Source organism: Pseudomonas sp. YQ_5, assembly GCF_043103305.1.
GTDB lineage: Bacteria > Pseudomonadota > Gammaproteobacteria > Pseudomonadales > Pseudomonadaceae > Aquipseudomonas > Aquipseudomonas putida_Y.
In genome coordinates this window covers 202,127-228,252 of record NZ_JBICJS010000044.1, presented here as the reverse complement: position 1 = coordinate 228,252, position 26,126 = coordinate 202,127, and the positions used below count along the sequence as shown (strand labels likewise).

Annotated in this window: 21 protein-coding genes; 12 read left to right on the top strand and 9 right to left on the bottom strand. The window is 61.6% G+C overall.

What is annotated here, in order from left to right; all coding sequences use genetic code 11:
• Positions 1-101 precede the first annotated feature (101 nt).
• Entirely contained in the window at positions 102-1,745 is a 1,644-nt protein-coding gene (locus ACF8EA_RS09235; RefSeq protein ID WP_084850271.1) for an acetolactate synthase large subunit, read from the bottom strand.
• A gap of 185 nt (positions 1,746-1,930) precedes the next feature.
• Between ACF8EA_RS09235 and ACF8EA_RS09230 the strand changes: the two genes are divergently transcribed.
• The 5 genes from ACF8EA_RS09230 to ACF8EA_RS09210 all read left to right on the top strand — a co-directional run bounded on the left by ACF8EA_RS09230 (position 1,931) and on the right by ACF8EA_RS09210 (position 7,154).
• The gene (locus ACF8EA_RS09230) at positions 1,931-2,812 is read left to right on the top strand and encodes a LysR family transcriptional regulator (RefSeq protein ID WP_021783794.1); all 882 of its coding nucleotides are present in this window, start codon (positions 1,931-1,933) and stop codon (positions 2,810-2,812) included.
• A gap of 92 nt (positions 2,813-2,904) precedes the next feature.
• A complete protein-coding gene (locus tag ACF8EA_RS09225; RefSeq protein ID WP_392521687.1) occupies positions 2,905-4,089 on the top strand; it encodes an MFS transporter in 1,185 nt (394 codons plus the stop codon).
• A gap of 62 nt (positions 4,090-4,151) precedes the next feature.
• Complete coding sequence (locus tag ACF8EA_RS09220) at positions 4,152-5,003, top strand: LysR family transcriptional regulator (RefSeq protein ID WP_392521685.1); 852 nt, start codon at positions 4,152-4,154, stop codon at positions 5,001-5,003.
• 96 nt (positions 5,004-5,099) lie between these two features.
• Positions 5,100-6,095, top strand: coding sequence for an aldo/keto reductase (locus tag ACF8EA_RS09215; protein ID WP_021783797.1), 996 nt, complete (start codon positions 5,100-5,102; stop codon positions 6,093-6,095).
• Positions 6,096-6,188: 93 nt separating this feature from the next.
• Positions 6,189-7,154 (top strand): endonuclease, encoded by a 966-nt coding sequence (locus tag ACF8EA_RS09210; protein ID WP_392521684.1) that lies wholly within the window; start codon positions 6,189-6,191, stop codon positions 7,152-7,154.
• Positions 7,155-7,195: 41 nt separating this feature from the next.
• Here the strand turns inward: ACF8EA_RS09210 and ACF8EA_RS09205 are convergent, their stop codons facing one another.
• The 8 genes from ACF8EA_RS09205 to ACF8EA_RS09170 form a co-directional block, all read right to left on the bottom strand.
• Positions 7,196-8,158, bottom strand: coding sequence for a D-glycerate dehydrogenase (locus tag ACF8EA_RS09205; RefSeq protein WP_103444442.1), 963 nt, complete (start codon positions 8,156-8,158; stop codon positions 7,196-7,198).
• 10 nt (positions 8,159-8,168) lie between these two features.
• Entirely contained in the window at positions 8,169-9,461 is a 1,293-nt protein-coding gene (locus ACF8EA_RS09200) for an MFS transporter (RefSeq protein WP_021783800.1), read from the bottom strand.
• Positions 9,462-9,516: 55 nt separating this feature from the next.
• A complete protein-coding gene (locus ACF8EA_RS09195) occupies positions 9,517-10,467 on the bottom strand; it encodes a sugar kinase (RefSeq protein WP_392521683.1) in 951 nt (316 codons plus the stop codon).
• The gene (locus ACF8EA_RS09190; RefSeq protein ID WP_392521682.1) at positions 10,460-11,239 is read right to left on the bottom strand and encodes a sugar phosphate isomerase/epimerase family protein; all 780 of its coding nucleotides are present in this window, start codon (positions 11,237-11,239) and stop codon (positions 10,460-10,462) included. The genes ACF8EA_RS09195 and ACF8EA_RS09190 overlap by 8 nt, the downstream gene beginning before the upstream one ends.
• Before the next feature lie 67 nt (positions 11,240-11,306).
• The gene (gene ptxS / locus ACF8EA_RS09185; protein WP_392521680.1) at positions 11,307-12,326 is read right to left on the bottom strand and encodes a transcriptional regulator PtxS; all 1,020 of its coding nucleotides are present in this window, start codon (positions 12,324-12,326) and stop codon (positions 11,307-11,309) included.
• Positions 12,327-12,593: 267 nt separating this feature from the next.
• Complete coding sequence (locus tag ACF8EA_RS09180) at positions 12,594-13,841, bottom strand: c-type cytochrome (RefSeq protein ID WP_392521678.1); 1,248 nt, start codon at positions 13,839-13,841, stop codon at positions 12,594-12,596.
• Between the two features lie 12 nt (positions 13,842-13,853).
• On the bottom strand, positions 13,854-15,638 hold the full coding sequence (locus tag ACF8EA_RS09175) for a GMC family oxidoreductase (RefSeq protein ID WP_392521677.1): 1,785 nt from the start codon (positions 15,636-15,638) through the stop codon (positions 13,854-13,856).
• Between the two features lie 3 nt (positions 15,639-15,641).
• Entirely contained in the window at positions 15,642-16,388 is a 747-nt protein-coding gene (locus ACF8EA_RS09170) for a gluconate 2-dehydrogenase subunit 3 family protein (protein ID WP_325950972.1), read from the bottom strand.
• Positions 16,389-16,665: 277 nt separating this feature from the next.
• Between ACF8EA_RS09170 and ACF8EA_RS09165 the strand changes: the two genes are divergently transcribed.
• The 7 genes from ACF8EA_RS09165 (at position 16,666) to ACF8EA_RS09135 (ending at position 26,104) form a co-directional block, all read left to right on the top strand.
• Positions 16,666-17,355 carry a histidine phosphatase family protein gene (locus ACF8EA_RS09165; RefSeq protein WP_392521676.1) on the top strand — a complete coding sequence of 230 codons (690 nt, stop codon included), beginning with the start codon at positions 16,666-16,668 and terminating at the stop codon, positions 17,353-17,355.
• 2 nt (positions 17,356-17,357) lie between these two features.
• Entirely contained in the window at positions 17,358-18,194 is an 837-nt protein-coding gene (locus ACF8EA_RS09160) for a phosphatase PAP2 family protein (RefSeq protein ID WP_392521675.1), read from the top strand.
• 216 nt (positions 18,195-18,410) lie between these two features.
• The gene (gene icmH / locus ACF8EA_RS09155; RefSeq protein ID WP_392521673.1) at positions 18,411-19,259 is read left to right on the top strand and encodes a type IVB secretion system protein IcmH/DotU; all 849 of its coding nucleotides are present in this window, start codon (positions 18,411-18,413) and stop codon (positions 19,257-19,259) included.
• A 13-nt stretch (positions 19,260-19,272) separates the two neighbouring features.
• Entirely contained in the window at positions 19,273-21,450 is a 2,178-nt protein-coding gene (locus tag ACF8EA_RS09150; protein WP_392521671.1) for a type VI secretion system Vgr family protein, read from the top strand.
• Entirely contained in the window at positions 21,450-22,328 is an 879-nt protein-coding gene (locus ACF8EA_RS09145; RefSeq protein ID WP_367250998.1) for a DUF4123 domain-containing protein, read from the top strand. Before ACF8EA_RS09150 ends, ACF8EA_RS09145 begins: the two co-directional genes overlap by 1 nt.
• Before the next feature lie 14 nt (positions 22,329-22,342).
• Positions 22,343-24,997, top strand: a complete 2,655-nt coding sequence (locus tag ACF8EA_RS09140) for a T6SS effector BTH_I2691 family protein (protein ID WP_028698265.1) — start codon at positions 22,343-22,345, stop codon at positions 24,995-24,997.
• Positions 24,998-26,104: a DUF6708 domain-containing protein gene (locus ACF8EA_RS09135; protein WP_028698266.1), complete on the top strand. Its 1,107-nt coding sequence runs from the start codon at positions 24,998-25,000 to the stop codon at positions 26,102-26,104. It abuts the gene before it with no gap.
• Positions 26,105-26,126: the final 22 nt, after the last annotated feature.

Genomic DNA, 26,126 nt, shown 5'->3' with positions numbered 1-26,126 from the left:
CCATGAAAAAGCCCGTAAAGCCGACATATCACTGTCAGCTATACGGGCCTTTTGCAGCGCAATGCCGCCCCTGAAAAAGGACGGCGCCGGCCTGTCAGGGCTTACACCGCCAGCGCGCGCTCACGCAGCTCGCTGTTGAGGATGCGGTCGTTCTCGCTGTAATCGACCGGGCAGTCGATCACGTGCACGCCCGGGGTCTTGATGCAGTGCTCCAGCAGCGGCAGCAGGCCTTCGGCGCTTTCCACGCGGTGGCCGTTGGCGCCGTAGGCTTCGGCATATTTGACGAAGTCCGGGTTGCCGTAGTCCAGGCCAAAATCGGTGAAGCCCATGTTGGCCTGCTTCCAGCGGATCATGCCGTAGCCGTCGTCACGCAGGATCACCACGGTGATGTGCATGCCCAGACGTACTGCAGTTTCCAGTTCCTGGCTGTTCATCATGAAGCCACCGTCGCCACACACCGAGATTACCGGGCGGTCCGGGTGCACCAGGTGCGCAGCCATTGCCGATGGCAGGCCGGCGCCCATGGTCGCCAGGGCATTGTCCAGCAGCACGGTGTTCGGCTTGTGCGCCTTGTAGTTGCGGGCGAACCAGATCTTGTAGATGCCGTTGTCCAGGGCGACGATGCCTTCGGATGGCAATACACGACGGATGTCAGCAACCATGCGCTGTGGGTAGACCGGGAAGCGGTCGTCGTCGGCGCCTTCGGCGATCTGTGCTTCGTTGGCTTCACGGATGGCCATCAGGCGGGTGAAGTCCCAGTGCGAAGTGTCATTCAGCGCTTCGCTGATCTGCCACACGGCGTTGGCGATGTCGCCGATCACTTCCACCTGCGGGAAGTACACGGCATCGACTTCGGCAGAGCGGAAGCTGATGTGGATGACTTCGGTGCCGCCACGGACCATGAAGAACGGCGGCTTTTCGATCACGTCGTGGCCGATGTTGATGATCAGGTCGGCCGCTTCGATGGCGCGGTGAACGAAGTCACCGGACGACAGGGCAGCGTTACCCAAGAAGCGCGGGTGGCGCTCGTCGACCACACCTTTACCCATCTGGGTGGTGATGAACGGGATGCCGGTCTTGTCGATCAGTTGCTTGAGGACCTTGGCGGTCATCTTGCGGTTGGCGCCGGCACCGATCACCAGGATCGGGTTACGCGCGTTCTGCAGTTTTTCTACAGCGGCTTCGATGGCCACGTGCTCGGCCAGCGGGCGGCGGTGCAGGCTGCGCGGGATCGGCAGCGCGTCGGTCTGCTCGGCGGCGATGTCTTCCGGCAGCTCCAGGTGCACCGCACCCGGCTTTTCTTCTTCGGCCAGGCGGAAGGCTTCGCGCATGCGGGCGGGGATGTTGTCGGCCGAGGCGAACTGGTGGGTGTACTTGGTGATGGGGTCCATCATGCCGCACACGTCAATGATCTGGAAGCGACCCTGCTTGGACTTCTTGATCGGCTTCTGCCCGGTGATCATCATCATCGGCATGCCGCCCAGGTAGGCGTAGGCGCTGGCGGTCACGAGGTTGGTGGCACCAGGGCCGAGGGTCGACAGGCTGACGCCGGTCTTGCCGGTCAAGCGACCGTAGGTGGCAGCCATGAAACCTGCAGACTGCTCGTGACGGGTCAGTACCAGCTTGATCTTCGACTTGCGCAGGGATTCGAGCAGGTCGAGGTTTTCCTCACCGGGGATGCCGAATACATACTCGACACCTTCATTTTCCAGGCATTGCACAACGACATCGGCGGCCTTGGCCATTTGGGGTACTACCTCAAAATCTTTGTGGGATTGCAGATTTATTAAACTGCGTGACTGAGATGTTGCAGGATGTCTCAGTGGCGCGCATCGTAGGCCCTCTGGTTAATAATAATAAATATATTGTTATGATGCTTAGCATCACAGTTCGTTATAAATGCATCTCGCATGAAAGGTAGCACCCCTCAATGAACCTCAAGGCATTGCGCTGCTGTGTCGAAATCGTCCGCCAAGGCAGCTTCACCAAGGCCGCGCAGCACCTGCACATCGCCCAGCCAGCGCTGAGCATGGCCGTTACCCGGCTGGAAGAAGAACTGGGGGTAACCCTGTTCAACCGCACCACGCGCAAAGTGATTCTCACGGCAGAGGGCGAGCAGTTCTTGCCGCGCATTGCCTCCGCCCTGCGCGAAATGGATATTGCCCGACAAGAACTGCGCGACATGGCCGACCTCAAGCGTGGTGAAGTACGCCTGGGTATTCCGCCGATGTTCGGCCTGCACTACGTCCCCGGGTTGATGAACGCCTTCCGCCAGTTGTACCCGGGCATTGCCATGACCGTGTTCGAAGGCAGTGCCGAAGACATTGGCCACCGCCTGGAGCAACGGGAAATCGACCTGGCGCTGCTGGAGTCCCGGCGTGTGCCGCCCGACAAGGAGTCGATCCTGCTGGGCAGCGACGAGATGCTGGCGTGCATGCACCCTGATCATCCCTATGCCGGCAAAGCCTTCCTCACCGCCGAAGACCTGCGCAATACCGACATGGTGGTGTTCGATCGCACCTTCGTTCAACGCCATCTTCTGGATGCGTTCTTCGCCGAACATGGGATCACTTACCAGGTGGCGCTACAGAGCAATTTCGTCTCGCTGGTAGTGCAGGCCGCGCTGGACAACATGGGGGTGGCGACCTTGCTGCGCTCGGTGCAGCAACGTACGCCAGGTATCGTCGGTGTGCCCTTCCGGCCGGCACAGCAAATGAGTTTCCGCTTGTGCTGGCGCTCGGGGGAATACCTGTCGCTGGCCAGCAAGCGGTTCATCGACTTTGCTGCACAGACGCATTACCTGGAACGCTAAGGGCCAGACGGGGGCAGCGTCCTCGACGTTGCTGCCATCGATTGACTATCATCCCGCCTTGAACGTTTCAGCATGTTTCAATAGGGATAGAGATGTCAGTCCAGGAACGCCCCCCGCTACCCAGTAAAAGCACCGTCGCCAAGATGGAAGCCGCCATGGCACTGGGCAGCTTTGCCATCGGCACCGGCGAATTCGCCATCATGGGCCTGATGCCCGACATTGCCAGCAATTTGCAGTTGAGCGAGCCGCAGGTGGGCCATGCCATCAGCGCCTATGCGCTGGGGGTGATGGTTGGCGCCCCGACGCTGGCCATTCTCGGTGCCAAACTGCTGCGCAAGCACATGCTGCTGCTGTTGATGCTGCTGTATGCCGTGGGTAACCTGGCCACTGCCTTTGCCCCCGCGTTCGGTGGCCTGGTCGCATTCCGTTTCATCAGCGGCCTGCCCCACGGCGCCTACTTCGGCATTGCCGCAGTGGTGGCCTCGAGCATGGTCGCCAAGGATCAGCGCGCGGGGGCGGTTGCCCGGGTGATGATGGGCCTGACCTTGGCCATGTTGCTCGGCAACCCGGTTGCCACCCTCCTGGGCCAGTACTTCGGCTGGCGTTCGGCATTCGTGCTGGTCGGCGCGATCGCCCTGTGCACCATCGCCCTGGTCTGGCGTTTCGTGCCCCAGCGCCACGACGAAACACGCAGCGACCCGCGCAAGGAGCTACAGGCCTTTGCCCTCCCGCAGGTCTGGATGGCGCTGGCCATCGCTTCGATCGGTTTTGCCGGCATGTTCTGCGTGTTCAGCTACCTGGCACCGACCATGCTGCAAGTGACCCAGGTGTCGCCACAGTGGATTCCGTTCGGGCTGGCGGCGTTCGGCGTGGGCGGCATCGTTGGCAACATCGCAGGCGGCAAGCTGTTCGACCGCCTGCAGTTCCGCGCCGTGGGGCTGGTACTGATGTGGTCGATTGCCGTGTTGCTGTTCTTTACCTTCGCCGCCCAGGCGCTGTGGAGCCTGCTGCTGGGCATCGGCCTGGTGGGCACCATGATCGCCCTGGCGGCACCGCTACAAATTCGCCTCATGGACATTGCCCATGAAGCGCCAAGCCTGGCAGCGGCGTCGAACCATGCGGCGTTCAACCTGGCCAATGCCCTGGGGCCATGGCTGGGAGGCATGGCGATTACTGCGGGTATGGGCTGGACAAGCACCGGGTACATCGGCGCCGCGACTGCGCTGGTTGGCCTGGGCATCTACCTGGTGGCGCGGCGGATGAAAGGCGGGCATTGAAGCCGGCCTGGTCATAAAGGGTTACCCTACCCCGTTATGCACCCGCCACTGCCGAGTCATTCATGTTCGATTGGGAAGACCTGCGCCATTTCTCCGCCTTCAGCTCGGCCGGCTCGCTGTCGGCCGCCGCCAAGACCCTGGGTGTCGACCACGCCACCGTGGCTCGGCGCATCGCCTCACTCGAAGCTTCGCTCAAGCTCAAGCTCGTCGACCGGCGCCCCCGCGCCTATGCCCTCACCCACGAAGGCCAGCGTGTGGCGGAACTCGCCGAGCAGATGGCCATGTCCTCTTTTGCCCTGGAGCATTTCGCCAGCGCCGGCCAACAGGCAGTGGAAGGTGAAGTGGTGCTCTCGGCACCACCGGCGCTGCTGGGCAGTATCGTCGCCCGGCGCCTGGGCGAGCTCTACCAGCGCTACCCACAGCTGCGCCTGAAACTGGTAGGCAGCAAATCCAAGGCATCCCTGGCACGCCGCGAAGCCGACATCAGCATCGCCCTGGCCAGGCCGACAGAGCCAACTCTGGTGGTCAGCCTGCTGGGGCACCTGGATTACCGGCTGTACGCGTCGGCCGGTTACCTGGCCAGCGCAACGGCAAGGCGCTACATCGGCTACGACGAGTCCCAGGCCCGTTCACCACAGCAGCTATGGCTCAACCTCCAGGCCGGCCAACAGCCGTTCGCATTGCACAGCAATGACCTGCGCATCCAGGCCCAAGCCTGTGCCGGCGGCATCGGCATCGCCTGCCTGCCCGCGTTCATGGCACAGGAGCATGGCCTGAAGGAAGCAGGCAGCGCCGAACAGACCATGAGCATCGAAATCTGGCTGGCAGTGCATGAAGATGTGCGCGCCACACCGCGGATCAAGGCGGTTACCGACTTCCTTCAGCAGCAGGTGCGGCCGATGCTACGCTTGTGAATTCTTGCAGATGGCGCCTGCATCAATACGGAATTTTCGCCCAAGCCTGCCAGCGTTAGGCTAACTCCATCACTCACGCCCTTGAAGGAGACGACGATGCAGTACGTAAAGCTGGGTAGCACCGGGCTGGACATTTCAAGGCTGTGCCTGGGCTGCATGACCTTCGGTGAACCCGACGCCGGCACTCACCCCTGGACCTTGGGCGAAGACGCCAGCCGGCCAATCATTCGCCACGCCGTCGAGCAAGGCATCAACTTCTTCGACACTGCCAACAGCTATTCCGCCGGCACTTCGGAAATCATCCTCGGCAAACTCCTGAAGGAGTTTACCCGCCGCGAAGAAACCGTGATCGCCACCAAGGTGTTCTTCCCTGCCAACATGTGGGAAGGCGCCAGCCGGCCCAATGAGCAAGGCTTGTCACGCAAGGCGATCATGGCCAACATCGACGCCAGCCTCAGCCGCCTGGGCACAGACTACGTCGACCTTTACCAGATCCACCGCTGGGACTACCACACCCCCATCGAGGAAACCATGGAAGCCCTGCATGATGTGGTCAAGGCCGGCAAGGCGCGCTACATCGGCGCATCGTCGATGTATGCCTGGCAGTTCGCCAAGGCGCAACAGGTAGCCGCCAGCCACGGCTGGAGCCGCTTTGTGTCGATGCAGAACTACCTCAACCTGATCTACCGCGAAGAAGAGCGAGAGATGATTCCGCTGTGCCTGGATCAAGGCGTCGGCCTGATGCCTTGGAGCCCCATGGCGCGCGGCCGCCTGACCCGGCCGCATGGGCAGCAGACCGAGCGCACGCGCACCGACGTGTCCGGGCAGTCGTTCTATGAAAAGACCGAGGTGGAGGACGGCCGGGTAATCGATGTGGTCGAGCAAATCGCCAGCGAACGGGGTGTGCCGATGGCCCAGGTTGCGCTGGCCTGGGTACTGGGTAAGGCCGGCGTTAGTGCCCCTATCGTCGGCGCCTCGAAGCCCGCCCACCTGGACGATGCCCTGGGCGCACTGTCACTGCAGCTGAGCGAGGACGAGGTGGCGCGCTTGCAGGCCCCTTACGTTCCCCACGCGGTCACCGGCTTCAAATAGCGCGGGCTTGCGGCAGTTGGTATGGGTCCGCGAGCTGGTCAGCCTCGCGGAAACCATTACAATGCGCGGCCCAACCTGAAATATGTTTTCCACATGAAATCACTGCTTTACGCCATAACCTTATTATTTTCCTTTACCCTCCCCGCCTTGGCCAACCCGCCGGCCACCTTCACCGAAGCCAAAGTGGTGGCCAAGCAGAAGGTCTACCTGGACCAGGCCAGCAGTGCCATGGGCGACCTGTACTGCGGGTGCAAATGGACCTGGGTGGGCAAGTCTGGCGGGCGCATCAATGCCGCCTCGTGTGGTTACCAGACACGCAAGCAGCAGAACCGTGCCGAACGCACCGAGTGGGAACACATCGTGCCCGCCCACACCTTCGGCAACCAGCGCCAGTGCTGGAAGAACGGCGGCCGTGAGCACTGCGTGGACAACGACCCGGTGTTCCGCGCCATGGAGGCCGACCTGTTCAACCTTTACCCGGCCGTGGGTGAGGTCAACGGTGACCGCAGCAACTTCAACTACGGCATGGTCACTGGCAATGCCGGCGAATACGGCCAATGCACCACCAAGGTCGATTTCGTCCAGCGCACCGCCGAACCGCGTGACGAAGTCAAAGGCCTGGTAGCCCGCACCACCTTCTACATGTTCGACCGCTACAAGCTGAGCATGTCGCGCCAACAACAACAGCTACTGATGGCCTGGGACAAGCAACACCCGGTGTCGGCCTGGGAGAAAGAACGCGATCGGCGCATTGCCGCGATCATGGGCCATACCAACCCGTTTGTAAGCGGCGAACGCAAGTGGACTGCCGGCTACAAGCCGGTTGGCAGCGGCGTGGTACAGGCGGTGCCGGTAAAAGCGGCCAAGCCAGAGGCCAAACCAAGCCTGGCCAGCGCCGGTTCGGTCGGCGCCGTGCTTGGCAACCGCAACAGCCACGTCTATCACCTGTCAGTCGGCTGCCCAGGCTACAACCAGGTTGCAGCGAAGAACCAGGTTTCCTTCGCTAACGAAGGTGAAGCGCAGGCAGCAGGCTATCGCAAGGCAGGTAACTGCCGCTGATCATTTCAAAGGCTGCGCGGCCCCCGTGGCAGGGGCGCGCGTCAGCCGTTGACCAGGTTTGCCGGCCGCTCACCGGCCAGCGCGCTGAGCAGGTTATCCACCGCGCAACGCGCCATGGCCTGGCGGGTTTCCTCGGTCGCCGAGCCGATATGCGGGGTCGCTACCACGTTATCGAGCTGCAACAGCGGCGAGTCGGCCGGCAGCGGCTCGTGCACGAACACGTCCAGCCCCGCACCGCGGATGCGCCTGGCCCGCAGCGCTTCGATCAGCGCCTGCTCATCCACCACACGCCCGCGTGAGATGTTCACCAGGATTGCCTCAGGCTTCATCAACGCAAGTTCCCGTGCGCCTATCAGGCCTTCGGTGCTGGCGCTCAACGGCACTGTCAGGCAAACGAAGTCTGCCTGCTGCAACAGCTCATCCAGGCTGCACTGGCATGCGGCATAGCGTGCTTCCACCTCGGGCTTGGCACGCTGGCTGTGATACAGCACGCGCATGCCAAAACCAGCGGCCGCGCGCCGGGCCAGGGCCTCGCCAATGCGGCCCATGCCGACGATGCCTAGCGTCTTGCCGTGTACATCACTGCCAAAATGCGCCGGCCCCAGGTTGGCCTGCCAGCGGCCGTCACGCACCCAGTTCGCCAGCTCCACCACCCGCCTGGCGGTAGCCAGGATCAAGGCAAAGCCGGTGTCGGCCGTGGTTTCGGTCAACACGTCGGGCGTATTGGTGAGCATCACACCACGCCTGCTGAGCTCAGCAATATCGTAGTTGTCCACGCCTACCGAAACGCTCGACACCACTTCCAGTTGCGGGGCAAGGTCGAGCAGGCTGGCATCCAGGCGCAGGCTGGCCCCCAGCAACCCGTGCGCCCCCGGCAACGCATCACGCAGGCGGGCCAGGCCATCGGGCCGGGAGGTATCCACCCAGGTCACCTCGACGCGATCTTGCAGGCGTGCCATCAAGTCGTCGGACAGGCGTTTATACAGGACGATTCGCTTCTTCATTGCAGGTTTCCTAATGGTTCATGGCCAGACGCGAGTTATCGCGCTTTGCCCGGCCTGACGTCTGGGAGGTATTGAGCGCAGCGGTTAGCGCCACTGCAGTCAGTAGCGCACCGCACATGAACAGATAAGAGGCACCGGGCCCGCCCGTAGCACCGTTGAGGTAGCCGACCAGCCACGAACCGCCGAACGAGCCCAGCGCACCCATGCTGTTGATCAGCGCCATGGCGCCGCCTGCGACGTTGGCCGGCAGGATCTCGGGCACGATCGCGAAGAACGGGCCATAGGGTGCGTACATGCAGGCGCCGGCGACCACCAGCAACGCATACGACAGCCAGAAATGCTCGCTGCCCAAGGCGTAAGAGCCATAGAACGCAACGGCGGCAATCAGCAGCGGCGGCCAGACGAAGCGCTTGCGCTTTTGCAGGCGGTCCGACGCCCAGGACACGCCCACCATCGCCAGCACCGCCGCCAGGTAGGGCACCGAGGCCAGCCAGCCGGCCTGCACGATATCGACGTTCGCCGCCTGCTTGAGAATCGATGGCAGCCACAGCACGAAGCCATACACGCCGATGCTCCAGCAGAAGTACTGCAGCGCCAGGATGATCACCTGCGGCGAGCGGAACGCTTCGCGGTAGTTCTTCACAGGCTTGATACCCTGCTGCTCGGCAGCCAGCGCCTGCGCCAGGGCGGCCTTCTCCTGCTCGCTCAGCCACTTCACCTGGGCCGGGCGGTCATCCACCAGGCGCCACCAGAAGAACGCCCAGATCACAGCGGGCAGGCCTTCGATGATGAACATCCAGCGCCAGTCGTAATGCTTGATCAGGTAACCCGACACCACCGACATCCACAGAATGGTCACCGGGTTGCCCAGCATCAGGAAGGTATTGGCGCGCGAGCGCTCGGCGCGGGTGAACCAATGGCACAGGTACACCAGCATGGCCGGCATCACCGCAGCCTCCACCACCCCGAGCAGGAAGCGGATACCGATCAGCATGTAGACGTTGCTGACCATGCCCGTGAGTGTGGCAAGGCCGCCCCACAGGATCAGGCAGACGAAGATCAGCTTTCTGACGCTGCGCTTCTCGGCGTAGATGGCGCCAGGCACCTGGAAGAAGAAGTAACCGAGAAAGAACAGCGCCCCCAACAGCGAAGACATCACCGGGGTGATATGCAGGTCTTCGGCCATGCCGGAGGCGGCGGCGAAGCCATAATTGGCGCGGTCCAGGTACGCCAGGCTGTAGGTAACGAACACAATCGGGATGATGTACCACCAGCGGCGAGGTGCCAGGCTTTGGCTTTGCATGGTTTGTTTCTCCTGAGCTTGTTGTTTTTGTTGCAACAGGTGATTCGGGGGCGGCTCATGCGCTTCTGCGCAGGTCGTAGGCCTCCAGTTCATGGCGCAGCGGCAGCCCTTCCATGTCGCCTCGTGACTGCACGGCACGGCTGCCGCACCAGTTGCCGCGCGCTACCGCCTCGGCTACTGCACGGCCCTCCAGTAGCGCGCTGAGCACACCGACGGCAAAGGCATCACCTGCACCGACGGTGTCCACCACGCGGCTGACTGGCACGGGGGCTACCTGCCCTTCGACCTTGGCGCTGCGGAAGTAGGCGCCCGCGTCGCCCAGCTTGATCACCACCAGTTCCACCCCTTGGTCCAGGTAGAACGCGGCGATATCGGCCGGGGTGTGCTGACCGGTCAGCAACCGCCCCTCCTCCAGCCCCGGTAAAACCCAGTCGGCCTTCGCCGCCAAGGCATTGATTTCACGCACCATGCTGCTTTGATCGGGCCACAGCGAGGGACGCAGGTTGGGATCGAACGATATGCTCCGCCCGGCTGCGCGCATCCCGTCCAGCAGCGCGTGAGACAGCGCCCGACAGCTGTCCGACAACGCCAGCGGAATACCGGTAGCGTGTACGTGGCGAGCCTGCAGCCAAACGGGGCTCAACATCGCAGGAGACAGCCTGCTGGCCGCCGAACCTCGGCGAAAGTACTCCACTGCCGGGTCGCTGCCATCATCGCTGCGGGCCTTGAGCTGAAAACCCGTCGGGTAGTTGGCATCCACCTCAACGCCGGCACAGTCCAGGCCTTCGCCGCGCAAGCTCTCGAGCACGAAACGGCCCAGCGAATCGTCACCAACCCGGCTCAGCCAGCGTACCTTGAAACCCAGCCGCGCCAGGCCGATCGCCACGTTGCTGTCGGCGCCGGCGATGCGTTTGCCGAACTGGCCGACAGCGGCCAGGTCGCCGGCCTGCTCGGCAACGAACATGGCCATGGTCTCGCCAAAACACAGCACGTCATGTTCATGCATGGTCCAGCTCCTGCGCCGCGCCCAGTGCAGACAGGTGACGTACCTGGACCCGGGTCAGCGCCAGCAGGTCATCGCCCACCAGGGGGTACTCGACGGCGCGCACCACGCCCGGCGCAAACTCGGCCATCAGCGCTGCCCACTCCTGCAGGTCCGCCGCTTGCGGCGGTATGGCAACCAGACGGCCATCGGCCCGACGCTGCACAGCCTTGCAATGCACATAGCGCACCCAACGGCCTAGCTGCCTTGCAGCTTGCCGCGCAGGCTCACCCTGCCACTGCCAGTTACCGATATCGAACGTCATACCCAGGCGCAGCCCAAGCGGGTCGACGCGCTGGAAGAACTGCAGCATCGGTTCGAGCCTGCCACCTTGTGCGGTCTGATCGTTTTCCACCAGCAACAGAGGCCCCTGCGCAGGCAACAGCGACGCCAGGGCCATCACATCGCAGTGCTCATCGAAGTGCCCCAGGGAAACCTTCAGCGCCACCGCGCCAAGCGCCCGGGCAATTTCCAGCTTCTGCACCAGTAGCGGGTCGGGCACGCCTTGCGCGGTCCACAGTTCAAGGGGGGTGGAGTACAGGCATTCCAGGCGCAGCGCGGCAATGACCCTACCCAGCGCAGCGGCGTCCGGTGCACTGGCGAACAATTCTTCGCGCAGTTCGACGCGGCTGACGCCAGCGGCGGCCAGCAGGTCCAGAAACTGCTCCTGGCCACGTTGGCGCACAAAGTCGGCGCCGTAGCTGGAGAGACTGATGGAAACGGGGTTCGCGTGCATTGTTCTTGTCCTTATGAAACCGGTTTCATTTTTTAATCAACAGCAGCAGGCGCAAACCTGCTGTTTCTTACTGGGGTTGGGTTGAACCGCGGATGATCAGGTTGGCCTTGAAGTCGATACGCCGTGCTGCGCTGCTGTCGCCGCGCAGGCGACCGAGCAGGCTTTCGAATGCCGCCACGCCGATACGCTCGGTGGGCTGGGCCAGTGCGGTGATGCCTTTGCCGACCAAGGGGTACCAGTCGAGGTCGTCGAGGGCGATCAGCCCGACATCGGCAACCAGGTTGCGCCCGGCCTCGAGCAGGGCCCGGGTCACCGCCAAGGTGGCAACGCCGTTGAAGGTGAAGATGGCTTGCGGACCATGGCCACTGTGGGCAAGAAACGAAGCCAATTGGCCCTGCAGCCCTGCGCTGATTTCAAGTACCTGCTGACGCATGCCTGGCCGGCGGCTGATCGACGCGCCGAACGCCTGCACCCGCTCCAGGCGTGAACTGGTGCCATCAAGGGGTTCGCTGACCGCCAGGATGTCGCGGTAGCCCTGGGCCTGCAGGTGGTCAAGGGCTTGCTCGACTGCGTCGGCATTGTCCAGGCCGACAAGGTCCACATTCAGCTCGGGCAATTGGCGGTCGACCAGCACCATGGGGATGTCACGCCGCAGGTTGAGCAGTTCGCCGGGGTGGTGGCCGAGCGTGTTCACGATCAACCCTTCGACGTTGTAGCTCTGCAGGGCCACCAGGTGGTGACGCTCCTGCTCGTCGTCGCGGTTGGTGTTGCACACCACCAGGCTGTAACCATGCTGACGGCAGGCGGTTTCCACGGCGTGCATCACGGCCACTGAATAGGGGTTGAGGATATCGGCCACCAGCATGCCGATCAGTCGCGTCTGGCCGCGCTTTAGGCCGCGAGCCATCTGGTTGGGGCGATAGCCGAGGCGTTCGATGACCTCTTCCAGCCGCTTGGCCGTGGCTTCGGCCAGCAATTGGCGGTCGCCACCGATGTAACGGGAGACGGTGGCTTTGGAAACGCCAGCAACACGCGCCACTTCGCTGATGGTGACCCGTTCGCGGGTATGGGCAGGCGCGTCGGTCATGGGTTTTCCTTATGATTGTTCTAATAGTGATGAAACCGGTTTCAATACAGCAAAAATGCACGGATTCGTCAACATGCCGTTGGTCGGGCACGAAGACAGGAAATCTTAAATCGCATTAAGAATATTGCATAAATCATTGATTTTTTTTAGGTTTATACCTATGGAACAGGGCTTACCCTGGAATCTGATTACGTTAGGGGATGGGACGGGCTTCGCCCGTGTTCGCGGGCAAACCCGCTCCTACGGGCGAGGGCGCAGAAAAACACGTCAGCGAAGCGACTTCACGTCACCGGCCGTGACGGCACTGCCTTGGTTACCCCAACTGCTGCGAATGAAATTCACCACCTCGGCAACCTCCTGGTCGCTCAGGCGCCAGCCGAAAGCCGGCATGGTGAAGTTCGACGGCGCAGTGTGCGTAGCAGGTACCGTGCCACCGACAAGCACCACATGGATCAGCGACGTGGCATCCGCAGTCTGCACCACCGGGTTGCCGGCCAAGGCCGGGAACACGCGGGTGTAGCCCTGCCCGTCGGTGCGGTGGCAGGCCGCGCAGTTGTCGATGTACACCGCCGCCCCAGGCTTGCTGTCGTCACCCTTCCATAACGCATCGGCTATCTGCTTGTCGTACACATGCGGCTGGTCGTCCGGATTGCTCGGCGGCAGGGTTTTCAGGTAGCGGGCGATAGCGGTCAAGTCGGCATCACTCATGTGCTGCATGCTGTGCTCGACCACATCGCTCATGCCGCCGAACACGGCGCTGCGATCACTGCGCCCAGTCTTGAGAAACTGCACCAACTGCGCTTCGCTCCAGCTGCCCAGGCCGTCTTTGTGATCGCCACGCAGGTTCTTGGCAACCCAGCCTTCCAGCGGCGCGCTGCCGGCCAGAAACTGCTCGCCATCGGCCGCGCTCAGGGCCTTTTCCTGCATGGTCAGTGCCCGCGGCGTATGACAAGCGCCACAATGCCCAAGGCCCTCGACCAGGTACGCCCCGCGGTTCACCACAGGGTCGGCTGTAGCTGATGCCTGCCAGGGCTTGGCCTCTGGGGCGAACAGGCCGCGCCAGATTGCCAGCGGCCAGCGCATGCTCAGCGGCCAGGGAATGTCAGAGGCCTTGTTCGCCTGCTCGACTGGGTCCACGCCCTTCATGAAATAGGCGTACAGCGCCTGCATGTCCTGCTCGCTGACCCGCGCATACGACGGGTATGGCATGGCCGGATAGAGCGTACTGCCGTCCTTGGCGATACCCCTGCGCACGGCCTGGTCGAAGTCTTCGAAGCTGTACTGGCCGATGCCACTGGCCGCCGGGGTGATGTTGGTGGAGTACACCGTGCCAATCGGCGTTTCCATCGGCAACCCGCCGGCAAAGGGCTTGCCGCCTTTGGCGGTATGGCAGGCCACGCAGTCACCGGCGCGGGCCAGGTACTCGCCCAGGCGCACCTGCGCATCGTCATTCGCTGCGGCCTGCAAAGCCGCGCCGGCACCCAGCACCAGAGTTGCGATCAACAGTGTCTTCATGCTCATCGCTCCTCAAGCCTGGACCAACGGACCGGGGTTTTTCAGATACTGCTCACGGATGGCACGGGCCGACCAGTAGGTGAGCGCGGCCACCAGCCCGGTCGGGTTGTAACCCAGCCCCTGCGGGAACGCCGAAGCCCCCGGAACGAACACGTTGTGTACGTCCCAGCTTTGCAGGTAGCGATTCAGTGCACTGGTTTTGGGGTCGGTGCCCATGATTGCCCCGCCGTTCAGGTGGGTGGTCTGGTAACTGGTGGTGTTGAAGTGGTCCTTGACCTGCTTGCCCAGCACGGCAATGGCCTTGGGGTTCATCGCTTGGGCGATCTTGCTCAGCTTGTCGACCATGAACTGGTTCATCTTGATGTCGTTTTCCTGCCAGTCGAACGTCATGCGCAGCAGCGGCTGGCCGTAGGCATCGCGGTAGGTGGGGTCCAGGTCCAGGTAATTGCCACGGTAGGACTGGTGTGCGCCGTGGGCATCCATCGACACCTGGTGGGTGTAGTAGTCGGCCGTGGCCTTCTTCCAGGCACTGCCCCAGGCCGGCGTGCCCGGCGGGTTGGAGGTGCCGGCAATCGGCCGGCTGCCGGCCTGGTTCACCCACATTGGCGAACCGCCGACGAAGCCGTGCGGGCCATGGTCGAAGTTGTCGGCGTTGAAATCGTCGATGGCAATGCCATTGCCACCCGCGCCGATGAAGTTGTTGGTGTAGGTGTCCTTGTCGAAGAACGCCTTTACCGTACCCATGTTCTGATAGGCGAAGTTACGCCCGACCACACCTTCGTTCTTCACCGGGTCGTAAGGCTTGCCAATGCCGGAAAGCAGCATCAGACGCACGTTGTTGAACTGGAAAGCCGCCAGAATCACCAGCTCTGCCGGTTGCTCCACCTCGCGCCCCTGGGCATCAATGTAGGTCACGCCGGTAGCCTTGCGCTTGCGGTCGTCCAGGTTCACCCGCAGCACATGGGCATTGGGCCGCAACTCGAAGTTGGGCACCTGGCGCAGCGCCGGCAGGATGTTCACGTTGGGCGAGGCCTTGGAGTACATGTAGCACACGTAGCCGCTGCAGAAACCGCAGAAGTTGCACGGCCCCATCTGCGCCCCGTAGGGGTTGGTGTATGGCCCGGAGGTGTTGGCCGACGGCAGGTTGTAGGGTTTGTAGCCCAGGCTGGTGGCAGCCTTTTCGAACAGCCTTGCCGATACAACGTTCTTCTGCGCGGGCAGCGGGAACGGGTTGGAACGGTCCGGCGCATAGGGGTTGCCGCCCTTCCCTTCACCGACCACCTGGCCTTTGACGGTCCAGGCCTGGCCTGAAGTGCCAAAGACCTTTTCGGCAAAGTCAAAATAGGGCTCCAGTTCTTCATAACTGACGCCGAAGTCCTGAATGGTCATGCCTTCGGGAATGAACGTGCGCCCATAGCGCTCTTCATAGTGGCTGCGCAGGCGCAACTCGACGGGGTCGACCCGGAAGTGCACACCCGACCAGTGCAGGCCTGCGCCACCCACGCCCTTGCCCGGCAGGAATGCGCCCAGCTGGCGATTGGGCAATGCCACATCATTCACGCTATGGCGGACAGTGACGGTTTCTTTCGACACATCGACGAACAGCTTCTTGCGCACGCTGTAGGTCAGCTCATCGATCACCTGCGGGTAGCTGCCTTCGGGGTAGGTATCCTGCATTGGCCCCCGCTCCAGGGCTACCACGTGCAGCCCGGCCTCGGTCAGCTCTTTGGCCATGATCGCACCGGCCCAGCCGAAGCCGACGATCACCGCATCCACCTTGTTCAACACAGTCGCCATGCCTCAGGCCCTCTCACCACGAATCGATACAGCCGGGAACGGGTAAGGCTCGTTGCGCTCGACCCAGTCCATGAAGTCGGCGCGGGCGCCGGGGAAGCCGATCTGGGTCCAGCCGACCATGCCTTTATTGCCGCCATGAATCGGGTCGCAGAAGAACCCTTCGCGCGTGTTTTGCACCAGCAGGCTGAAGAACACCTTGGCCGGAACGGTTTCGAAAACCACCTCTCCTGCCTCCAACGTACTGAGAATGCGGTCCTGGGTAGCGCTATCTTGCGCAGCAAAAGCCTGTCCGCCATTGGCCTTGCACCAGCCGTCCACGGCAGCGATGCCCAGGCGGTAGATTTGTTGCGGGCTGAGCTGCAACTGGTAGCCCAGCTCGGGCGGGGCGTCGGCGTTGAACGGCCCTTGCATGTACCACTGTGCGCCCGTCGCGTAGGGGGTGTTCATTTGCCTGTCGATAAATTCGGCGGCGCCCGCTTCGAGTGCCCCTGGGCCAAGCTCATCGGCCGGGATGATGCGGGAAACGGCAGCTTGTAGAAAAGCCCATTCTTCGGCACTGAAGAATGTCGGTTGATAGTTGCCCGCAGGCGGCGTGGCCGGCACTTTCGGTTGCTGATGCGGTTGCGGGGCCGCAAGCAGCTGGCTGGCGCCCACGCCAAGCCCTGTACTGGCCACTGTAACGACAGGGATCAGGGTCAAGGTCTTGCGCAGAAAATCCCTGCGCGGGTTGTCTGGGGCATGCTCAGGCATTGCGAATCCTCATCGGCTTTGGGGTGGCCTTGATAAGCGCCATCTGATTTTCAATAAAGAGGTGATCTTGATAGGCCATCAAGAAGACAGCCGAATAATCTAGCGCGTTCAGAAATGTTTTGAAACCGGTTTCATTCTTACCCTCTCACCCGGCTTGACCTCCACCGCACGCCCATCAGCGCAAGGCTTTTTTCACACCCGCCTCACCCTCTGCCGACATTCCACTGCCTACAGTGCCGACGCTCTCGCATGGAGCAGACTGACTGGAGTGGCAAACATGCTGCACGACGTGATCGACGACTCCCCCGCTTCACGGCTTGGGCCGACATACCGATGGCCTTGGGGCGCAGCGCAATGGGTGGTGTTGTGCCTGCTGCTCTTGCTCGGCGTAGCGGCAGCCTGGGCCCAGCAGCGCGCGGCCACCCCCAACCTGGGCAATCCCCATCACCTGCAGCACAGTGGGCTGTATACCGATTGGGCAAAAGGCTCGATGATTGTCGTACTGCGCCATGCCGAACGCTGCGACCGCTCCAGTGACGCATGCCTGAATGACCCCAGCGGCATCACCGTCGCAGGCAGGCAGGCGGCCACCGATGTAGGCCTCGGGTTGCAACACCTTGGCTTGGGCGAAGCTGATGTCTGGACCAGCCCAGAGGTGCGAACCCGGCAGACCGCACAAGCCATGTTCGGTAAAACCATCGCCACACGAGACTGGCTTAATCAATGTGACAGCCACTTTGCCGAAAAGGCCTTTGCCCTCAAGCGAAGTGGCCACAACCTCGTGCTGGTCAGCCACAGCGGCTGCATGGATCAACTGGAGCAGGCGCTCAAAGCGCCTTCTAGCGCAACATCGAACAGCTATGCCAGCGCCCTGTTCATCACGCGTGGCAACGATGGCAAGACGAAGGTGCTGGGCCAAATGGCGGCCAGTGAATGGCACACACTCATTGATGCCAAGGAACTCTGAACATGCCCTCCCGCGCCACCTTCTACCGCAACAACCTGCTGCTGCCACTATTGCTGGCCGCCATTGTGTTCATGGCCTTCGACCTCACAGACTTAGATCGCTGGATCAGCAACCTGCTGCTTGACCCGGCCACTGGCCAGTTCCCGCTGCTGCACAACCCGTTATTCGAGAAAGTCACCCACAAATGGCCCCGCATCCTGCCGGACTGGACAGGTGAACTGGCCGTCATAGGCAGCTTGCTCTCGTTCATCTGGCCGCGCCTGGCTAGCCACCCACAACTGGGCCTTGCCCGGGTACTGGAAAAGGTCCGTATTGCACCGGTGCTGCGCTTTACCACCCAATATCGGCGCGACCTGTTGTTCGTGGTGGTAGCGTTCGCACTGAGCACCACCGTGATTCACTACCTGAAAAGCCATACCAGCGTGTATTGCCCTGTGGAAACCACGCTGTATGGCGGTTCGCAAGCTCGGGTCGAATGGTTCGAAAACTTCTCTTTATGGAGCAAGCCCGGCGATGGCCGTTGCTGGCCGGGCGGCCATGCGTCCAGCGGGTTTACGCTGTTGGCGCTGTATTTCGTGGCCCTGCGCCACCGGTGGGCGCATGCTCGCAAGTTGCTGGTTGCCATCCTGCTGATCGGATTCGTGTATGGCACTACCCGAGTATTACAGGGCTGGCACTATATGTCTCATACGTTCTGGGCCGGAATCTTTGTCTGGCTTACAACCTGGGCAACTGCATTGCTCTTCTATGGACGCATCGCGCTGCAGGCGGCTGAACATAGCCCGGTCATAGCTGATGCTGCGCCGCAGCACTTGCAGGCGTGTTCAGAACAGTCATGAGAAAAATCAGCCCTATATAAAACATCATTCATTTCTTGACAGAAATAATTAGACAACAACTTCCAAAGAACCTTCCTACAATGCTTTAGGAATTTTCAATCTCCCACAAAAATTGATTCCTAGTTACTCTTCAGGCTTTCGCAACTGCTAATGCCCGACCGCATGGACGCGGGGGCCATCGCGAGTGTTTGAGCTGCCAAGAGATGAGGTTCAAGGATGCCCAAAGAGTCCGACCGCACTGGCAAACCAGTGCCCACCCCCCAAAAGCCAATCCTGCTCGAAGACATAAACGAAACCCCACCGCCTCCTGACGGCGCGGGTCCTGAATACGCAACCGATCTACCCGGCTACCCGGCCGATCCAGACTTTCAGCTACGCGGCGGCTACGACAACCTCATGCTCGACGCGGCAAGCCAGCTGTTCGGCCTGGTCATTCGCCTGCGCACGCTGGATGATCTGCCCAACATCCAGTTCGTGCACAAGACCGTGCAAACGCAGATCGGTACTATCCGCGAGGAAATGCGACAGCACGGCTATTGCGCGGTCCATCAGGAAGTCTATTCCTACGCCTTGTGCCTGCACCTGGACGAGGCCGTGATGACCCGCCCCTGGGGCCAGAACTCGTGCTGGAGCCACGAACCGCTGCTGAGCATCTTCCACGACGAAACCCAGGGCGGCGAAAAGATCTTCGTGCTGCTCGAGCGCATCATGCAATCGCCAAAGGAATTCCAGGATGTGCTGGAGTTCCTGTACTTCTGCTTTTGCCTGGGCCTGCAAGGCAAATACGCCCTTGACCCCAAGGGCGATGAAATCCTCAGCGCGCTGATCAGCCGGATGCACAAGGTCATTCGCCAACTGCGTGGCCCCACGCCGGAAACAGTGAGCGACCCCTATAGCAACGTCGTCCATTGCCCCCACCGTATGCGCCGCTGGCAGTGGCCCTGGTGGACCCCGCTGGTCATCTCGGTCATCGCCATGGTCTGCGCCTACAGCTACTACAGCTACCGCCTCGACCTGCTAACCGCCGAAGTCGTCGAATCGCTCAACGCCATTCTGCAGCAGTAACGGGGGACACAACATGCCCAGCCAATCCGATTTGCGCTTCACTTTCCAGCCGCTGGTTGGCCGAAGCGAGTTTGAGGTGGTGTCGTTCGAACTGGACGAAGCCATCAGCTCACCGTTCCGGCTGCAGCTGGAGCTGATCAGCTTCGAAGACGATGTCGACTTCGGCCAGCTCCTCGACAAACCGGTGCTGTTCACCCTCTGGCAGGGTGAGCGCCCGTTGCGCTACGTGCACGGCCTGGTCAGCACCTTCAGCCAGGGAGAAACAGGCTTCCATCGCACCCGTTACCGGGCACTTGTCGAGCCCGTGCTGGCCCGCGCCGGGCTGCGCTCGAACTGGCGCATCTTCCAGCAGAAAACCGTGCCGCAGATTCTCGAGATCATGCTCAAGCGCCAGGGCGTGAATGCCTACGAGCTCAAGTGTCTCGACCCGCATCAGGTGCGCGAATTTTGCGTGCAGGCCGGTGAAACAGACCTCGACTTCATGGCCCGCCTGGCCGCCGAGGAAGGCATTGTCTACCGCTTCGAACACACGCCGAAACAGCACTTGCTAATCATCACTGACCGGCTGCTGGCGCTGGGCCAGATCAGCCGGGGGGCCATCAAGACCGATGATGAGGATGAAGGGTTTCACAATGACGACGTGGGCCCCGATCAGGTGCTGTACCGATCCGTTGGAGGCGGCGATCAGGCCAGGCCTTGCCTGCGGCGCTTGCGTTACAGCGAACAGGTTCGAACAGCGCGGCAGGTGCAACGGGACTACACCTTCACTCATCCGCAATACCGTCAGGAACACCAGGCGTACGACAATAGCAACACCCATCAATCGCTGAACTATGAGCGCTTCGACTACCCCGGCCGATACAAGCGTGATGCGGTCGGGGTTCCGTTCACTGCCACCCGCCTCACAGCCCTGCGCCATGATGCACGCATTGCCGAAGTGGAAGGCGACGATGTGCGCCTGCAACCGGGGCTGAGCTTCACCCTCATCGAGCACCCGCGTGAAGACCTCAACGTGCACTGGCGCACGGTCAGCGTGCATCACGAAGGCACCCAGTTCACCAGCCTGCAGGAAGAGGCCGCCGGCTCGCAGCAAGGCACCCGTTACAAACAGGAAGCATTGCTGGTTCCCGGCAGGACCGAATGGCGCCCGGCACCCCTGCCCAAGCCACGCATCGACGGCCCGCACATGGCGACGGTGGTCGGGCCCAAGGGCGAGGAAATCTATTGCGACCAATGGGGCCGTGTGAAAGTGAGCTTTCCTTGGGACCGGGAAAGCGAAAACAACGAATTCAGCTCCTGCTGGGTGCGCGTGTCGCAAGGTTGGGCGGGGGGCAGTTGGGGTTCGATGGCCATCCCACGCATCGGCCAGGATGTGATCATCCAGTACGTCAACGCCGACCCGGACCAGCCGATGATCACCGGGCGCACCTATTGCGGTAACCAGTTGCCGCCCTATGACCTGCCCGAGCACAAGACGCGCATGACCATCAAGAGCCAGACCCATAAAGGCGAAGGCTTCAACGAGCTGCGCTTCGAGGATGAACTGGATCGGCAGGAGGTGTTCATTCATGCCGAGCGGGACCAGAACAACATCGTCAAGCACGACGAAACCACACGCGTGGGTAACGATCGTACCGAACGCGTCGAACGAGACGAGACGATTTCGATCGGTCAGGACCGTCGCGAAGACATTGCCCGTGACGAGTCTGTTGGCATCGGCCAGAACCGGGTACACGAAATCGGCAACGACGACAGCCTGAGCATCGGCCGCAACCACAGGATCACCACAGGCAAGGACCGAATCGAACAGGTAGGGAACCACAGGCAGGACATCACCAAGGCAAACCACACGGTAGAAATCGGCGGCCACCGCGAACAGGTGGTTGCCGGTCACAGCACGTTGCAAACGGGCGAAGCCATCCGGCACACCACCAAGGTTTATGACATCCAGGTCAGCGAAAGCCTGACGATCCGCAGCCCCGCGGGGCTTCTGAGGGTCGACGGCGCCGGTATCACGCTGGACGGCCTGGCGCTGGCCTTCAAAGGGCCTGTCAGCCAGCAGGCTACGGGTAGCAATCGCGTCACTTCAACGTCTGGCGTACCAGCGCCGGGCGAGCCCATTTGCCTCAGCTGCCTGCTCAAAGCGATCGCCGACGGCCACACCATCATTCGCATGGAAGGAGCAAGCTGATGCCCAGCCCATTTGTCAGAGCAATGGTCGATGTGCTGCGGGCATCCGGTCACTATCGCCTCAGCGCCATCGTGGAAATGGCCAACTTGACACCCGAGGTGCAGGAACAACTGACCGGGCACTACACGGGCCGCTGCTGGCCACTGCTGCAGCAAGCCCAGTTCAGCAACCTGCGGACAGCAGGCCCTTGGTTGTTCGGTTCGCGCCTCGGTTCCGATGTCTCGGCCCAGTACGACTTCCAATGGCAACTTGAACAAGGTGCTGCTGGCGCCGTGTGCGGCTGGATAGTCAGCGCGCTTCCCGCTGCCCGGCTCGCCGGACACTTGAGCCACGCCAACATCGTCACGGGCACGGACGGCCACTCGTACCTGTTGCGCTTCCACACCGCCGCGGCTCTGCTAGTGCTGGATAGGCACCGTGAGCTGCCTGGGGTAAGCGAATGGTTGGCCCCCATCCATCACTGGTGGGCACCCGTGGCACACCCGAGCAAGCGGTTGTGGATGCAGATATCCGGGGGTGATCAGCCTCACTCAATGCACTGTCCGCCAATCACGTTGAACGAAGCGTGTTGGGCCGAACTGGCGGGTGACCCGCTGAGCTATCAACTTGCCGAGTTGCTCAAGAACGAGCAGTCCTGCCCGACCTTGCACGCTGCCTGCCACGGCACACGGGTTGGGTTGATTCAGCACTATCTGGATCAGGCGCGCGCGCAAGGCCTGGGACGTGAAGAAGACCTTATCAGCTATGTGCTGATGCTGGCTCGCGGTGGCGAACAGCTCAGTAGCTCACCAGCCTGGCAGGAGGCGATTGCCGCCACGCGCGAGCAGCAGACATCCCTGATGGACAACGTGCAGCGCTGCCTGCGCACCAAGGACTGAGGCACAACACAACCATGGACTCACTCAACGAAACCCTCGAACTGTGTAGGCGCATCACCTCCGGCTACCGCCCGGCCCTGCGCAACAGCCCCGTCGCCGACTGCACCCGCCGCTTCGAACTGCTGCCCCTGCGCTACGCCGCCGTCGGCGGCAACCCGGCACAACGTGCCCGCCTACCCAAATTGCCGGGCTATCTCAGCCCGTTCCATGAGGTCGGCGAGCTGACCCATTCCAGCTACGCCATCCGCCCTTTGCGCGAGGGCTTTCTCTACCTGCTGATCAAGCGCCATAGCGCGCCGGCCTACGAATGGCACAGCCAATACCGCGTGGCGCCCAATGGTTCGCTGCTGTACATCAGCAGCGACGCCCCCTGGGAGACTGCCCCCAGCGCCGGCAATCTGGATGAGATCATTCGCGGTTTCGGCTGGACCATCACCCTCTACGACCTGGATGACATCCAGGAGCTGCGCCCGTTGTTCAGCCCTTCCCCGCTGACCCCGCGCATGCTCGACAACTACCTCCTGCTCGACGAGGAATACCGCAGCAGCCTGCCCTCGATCGATATCGCCCGCTTCATCCAGCCTTCCGACGCCCCGCCACAGCCCCACGTCCTCAAGCATGACCAACTGAACTGGGTAGCCGACTTCAAGGCCCAGGACGATGCAGACCTGCAGGCACTGCTGGACCTGCAGCCGTTCAACAACGACCAGATCGTCTCGCCGCACGCATCACGCCAAGCGCTGGCACCGCTGGTGAACCACAGCAAACCCCGTGGCGCCGCCATCGTCATCGAAGACGCCATCGGGATCACCCAGGAGCTCAACGCCTGGCGCAACGCCGCTGTCGAGGATGTGAAGACCCAGTGGCTGGAGCGCACCGTGGAACCCGGGGTCGACAACGAACGCAAGCTGCTGGTCGCGCAGTCGTTCCTGGAAATCGAAAAACTCTACCCGCAGATGGTGGCCGAGCAGATCGTCAAGCGCGAAGTCATGGCCGAAAAAGTCCGCAACCAGCCCCACCTGCATCCCGAGATCTACTTGTTCTCCGAACGGGCCAGGCAACAGGCCGATGCCCATGATGAACGCATGAAGCCCCACTTGGCGCAGTTCGAGCGCGAGGTCCGCAGCAAAGTCCAGGCCCGTCAGGATGCCGGCGAGTTCCGCAAGCGGTTCGACCAGAAATACGGCCACCTGGTCGACCGCCAGGCCATGCACGATCAGCTCGACGGTTTCGAGCAGGCCATGCAACACGCCCAGCAAGCCGCCGAAGACCGCGCCAAGGACCATGCCCGCTGGGTGGTCAGCGAACGCTTGTTGCAGGCACTGGACCGCTACGACAACGCCGACCTCATCAACGGCCTGGCCTTTGCCGAACAGACCGGCCAGTGCGTGATCGGCATGGAGTTGAGTGAAGGGGGTACGAAGGTGCTGGACCACTGGTGGCGCAGCGACGTGGCAGGCCGGGGCAACCTGGCAATACGCGGCATCACCTACAATCAGGAGGACCTGCGGGAAGAACTGGCGGCGCTGCTGGAAGCCGCCAAGGCCGAACCGTCGTCAGCGTCATCCTTCGCCCTGCCGGAAGCGCTTGCCAGGCAAGCCCATGCCGCTGCCAATGCCTTTGGGCGCATCAACACCCTGTACGAACAGATGCAGGCACAGAGCAGCACGGCCAGCATCGGCCTGTATGCCTGGTACGTCGCGCTGGGGCGGCAAGTGCTGCGCACCGCGACACCCAACAGCATGGACCGCGCACTGCACCAGGGTTTGCGGCTGACCTTGTTCGCTTCTGTGCATGAAACGGCTGTCGATATTCGCCTGAGTGAAGCTGCACGTAGCGGGCAGCCCTTCAACCCACAACGCAGCGCAGGCCAGGTATCAAGGTACCTCGACCAGGCCTGGGCTGAAGGGTTGATGCAGGCCCGTAACAGTGACTTCTACAAAGTGCGTGTTTCCGGGCTGGTGTGCCTGCTGGAGGGGATGCTGATGGCCTTCAAAGCGCGCGAACTGCCTGACAGTGATGCGCGGGTGAAGACCGAACTCCTGGCGGCCGCGATGACTACCGCTGCGGCGGGCTTCGAAGTTGGAGCCAGTTATGTGGATCAGGTGGTCGCGCGGTACGGCGCGAACAGTGTGACCGGACGAGGAGCAGCGGCCGCTTTAGGCCGCTTGAAAATTTGGGGCGCCAGTTTAGCTGGGACAGGTGGTTTCATACTGGCATGGTGGGATTTTATGGATGGCGTGCAAAATTACTCTCAAGATAGCGCACTGACAAAGTCTCGTTTATTGAGCGGCGCATATTTCACCCGCGCAATGGCGACGTCAGCCTTGTCTTTAGCCGAGTTAGGTACTGCCATCGCAATAGCCCGCCCGCTTTTCGAGCATTTGGCACAAAACGGTAGACACCGACTTTTAAGGGCGCTAAGTCAGTCACTGAGCGTGCTCTCCAGTACATTAGGTACAGCAACTGCTCGCCTTATGTTAGCACGACTGGTCCTCGGCGCTTTCTGGCTAGGACTAGCACTAACGGTAACCATTATTATTTTCGAAGATGATGCCTTGGAGAAATGGTGCAAACGTAGCACTTATCGCATTGACAAAAAATCAAGCACATTCACCGAAGAAGAAGAACTGGCAAATCTCCACTCGGCCTTCAGTGAGGTGCTATAAATGTATCTAATAGAATGGGGGTTTTGGAAACTATCGACTCAAGAAAATGCGAATACCAAGCCAGCGGACAAGCCGACAGCTGATGATTTATATGAAAGCGAACTAAACGAGGATATCCACTTCAACTCAGTCAGCAGCACCCCACGCACACGCGGCCCCATATTCACCTTCAATGATACCTATATGGAAATGAGGTGCGGCGGCTCGGAAGAAAGGCGTGGAATTATTACATTAATGACCTTGGGCGGTTTGGGCCCGATGACTTATGCATGGCTATATATAACGCTTGGCTCAGTTTACAGCACTCTTACTCAGCCTGAATTTCTTTCCCCCACCTCGATCCTGTTTAGCATATACATGCTATCCATCGGTGGCATGACCTACTATTTATATGCAAAATATGGATTTCAGTTGACAAGACTGGAAATACTAACCAGTCGCCACCTACTTGTCCGCTTCAACCGGAACACCCAGCAAGTTCATCTGCATAGACCGCACTATTGCGGTGGAATCGTCACCTTCCCTTGGAAAACAACCGGGAGCACTGGCTTATATCCAGAAGATGACTCACTCAGCATGGGCATGCGACTAGGCCTGGTCTGGCACCCCAGCCGCACCGGCCTGCCTCACATGGAGATGGCCCTGCTGGGCAAACAAGGCCAAGGCGGCAGCGAACTGCGTGATGAGTGGGAATTCATCCGCCGTTACATGGAAGAAGGCCCACACGCCGTCCCTCGCCCCCGCCTGAGCACCCAGCTACCCTCACCCATCCAGGCATTCAGCGCCCAGTTCGAAGGCCTTGGGCGTTTCTTCCGCAAAAGCAGCTGGCTGTTCAAAATTGCGCTGCTGTTTGTCTGGCCCGCTTTCGTCATCATCGGCACCGGCCACTGGCTCAGCCTGCTGCTGTGCTGGCGACCGCGCTGGCCGAAGGTCATCCGCGAGGCCGGCCTGCCCGGCAAGCCAGTCCCACCCGTGACAACCCTGAGCGACTACCCACCCGCAATCCAGGCACGCCTGCTCGCCAACGCCGACCGCTGGCAGCTCAAGCCCGGCAAGCGGCCGGAGAAAAAGTCACGCAAACCACAAGGCTCCAGATCGCAAGAATAACCGGCCGCGCCTACTGCCTGAT

Bases quoted from the DNA above. Each gene is read 5' to 3' on its own strand.
- ACF8EA_RS09200 (WP_021783800.1), bottom strand. From the start codon at position 9,461: ATGCAAAGCCAAAGCCTGGCACCTCGCCGCTGGTGGTACATCATCCCG.
- icmH (WP_392521673.1), top strand. From the start codon at position 18,411: ATGCCCAAAGAGTCCGACCGCACTGGCAAACCAGTGCCCACCCCCCAA.
- ACF8EA_RS09215 (WP_021783797.1), top strand. From the start codon at position 5,100: ATGCAGTACGTAAAGCTGGGTAGCACCGGGCTGGACATTTCAAGGCTG.
- ptxS (WP_392521680.1), bottom strand. From the start codon at position 12,326: ATGACCGACGCGCCTGCCCATACCCGCGAACGGGTCACCATCAGCGAA.
- ACF8EA_RS09210 (WP_392521684.1), top strand. From the start codon at position 6,189: ATGAAATCACTGCTTTACGCCATAACCTTATTATTTTCCTTTACCCTC.
- ACF8EA_RS09180 (WP_392521678.1), bottom strand. From the start codon at position 13,841: ATGAAGACACTGTTGATCGCAACTCTGGTGCTGGGTGCCGGCGCGGCT.
- ACF8EA_RS09160 (WP_392521675.1), top strand. From the start codon at position 17,358: ATGCCCTCCCGCGCCACCTTCTACCGCAACAACCTGCTGCTGCCACTA.
- ACF8EA_RS09220 (WP_392521685.1), top strand. From the start codon at position 4,152: ATGTTCGATTGGGAAGACCTGCGCCATTTCTCCGCCTTCAGCTCGGCC.
- ACF8EA_RS09190 (WP_392521682.1), bottom strand. From the start codon at position 11,239: ATGCACGCGAACCCCGTTTCCATCAGTCTCTCCAGCTACGGCGCCGAC.
- ACF8EA_RS09170 (WP_325950972.1), bottom strand. From the start codon at position 16,388: ATGCCTGAGCATGCCCCAGACAACCCGCGCAGGGATTTTCTGCGCAAG.
- ACF8EA_RS09225 (WP_392521687.1), top strand. From the start codon at position 2,905: ATGTCAGTCCAGGAACGCCCCCCGCTACCCAGTAAAAGCACCGTCGCC.
- ACF8EA_RS09150 (WP_392521671.1), top strand. From the start codon at position 19,273: ATGCCCAGCCAATCCGATTTGCGCTTCACTTTCCAGCCGCTGGTTGGC.
- ACF8EA_RS09135 (WP_028698266.1), top strand. From the start codon at position 24,998: ATGTATCTAATAGAATGGGGGTTTTGGAAACTATCGACTCAAGAAAAT.
- ACF8EA_RS09165 (WP_392521676.1), top strand. From the start codon at position 16,666: ATGCTGCACGACGTGATCGACGACTCCCCCGCTTCACGGCTTGGGCCG.
- ACF8EA_RS09235 (WP_084850271.1), bottom strand. From the start codon at position 1,745: ATGGCCAAGGCCGCCGATGTCGTTGTGCAATGCCTGGAAAATGAAGGT.
- ACF8EA_RS09195 (WP_392521683.1), bottom strand. From the start codon at position 10,467: ATGCATGAACATGACGTGCTGTGTTTTGGCGAGACCATGGCCATGTTC.
- ACF8EA_RS09140 (WP_028698265.1), top strand. From the start codon at position 22,343: ATGGACTCACTCAACGAAACCCTCGAACTGTGTAGGCGCATCACCTCC.
- ACF8EA_RS09175 (WP_392521677.1), bottom strand. From the start codon at position 15,638: ATGGCGACTGTGTTGAACAAGGTGGATGCGGTGATCGTCGGCTTCGGC.
- ACF8EA_RS09205 (WP_103444442.1), bottom strand. From the start codon at position 8,158: ATGAAGAAGCGAATCGTCCTGTATAAACGCCTGTCCGACGACTTGATG.
- ACF8EA_RS09145 (WP_367250998.1), top strand. From the start codon at position 21,450: ATGCCCAGCCCATTTGTCAGAGCAATGGTCGATGTGCTGCGGGCATCC.
- ACF8EA_RS09230 (WP_021783794.1), top strand. From the start codon at position 1,931: ATGAACCTCAAGGCATTGCGCTGCTGTGTCGAAATCGTCCGCCAAGGC.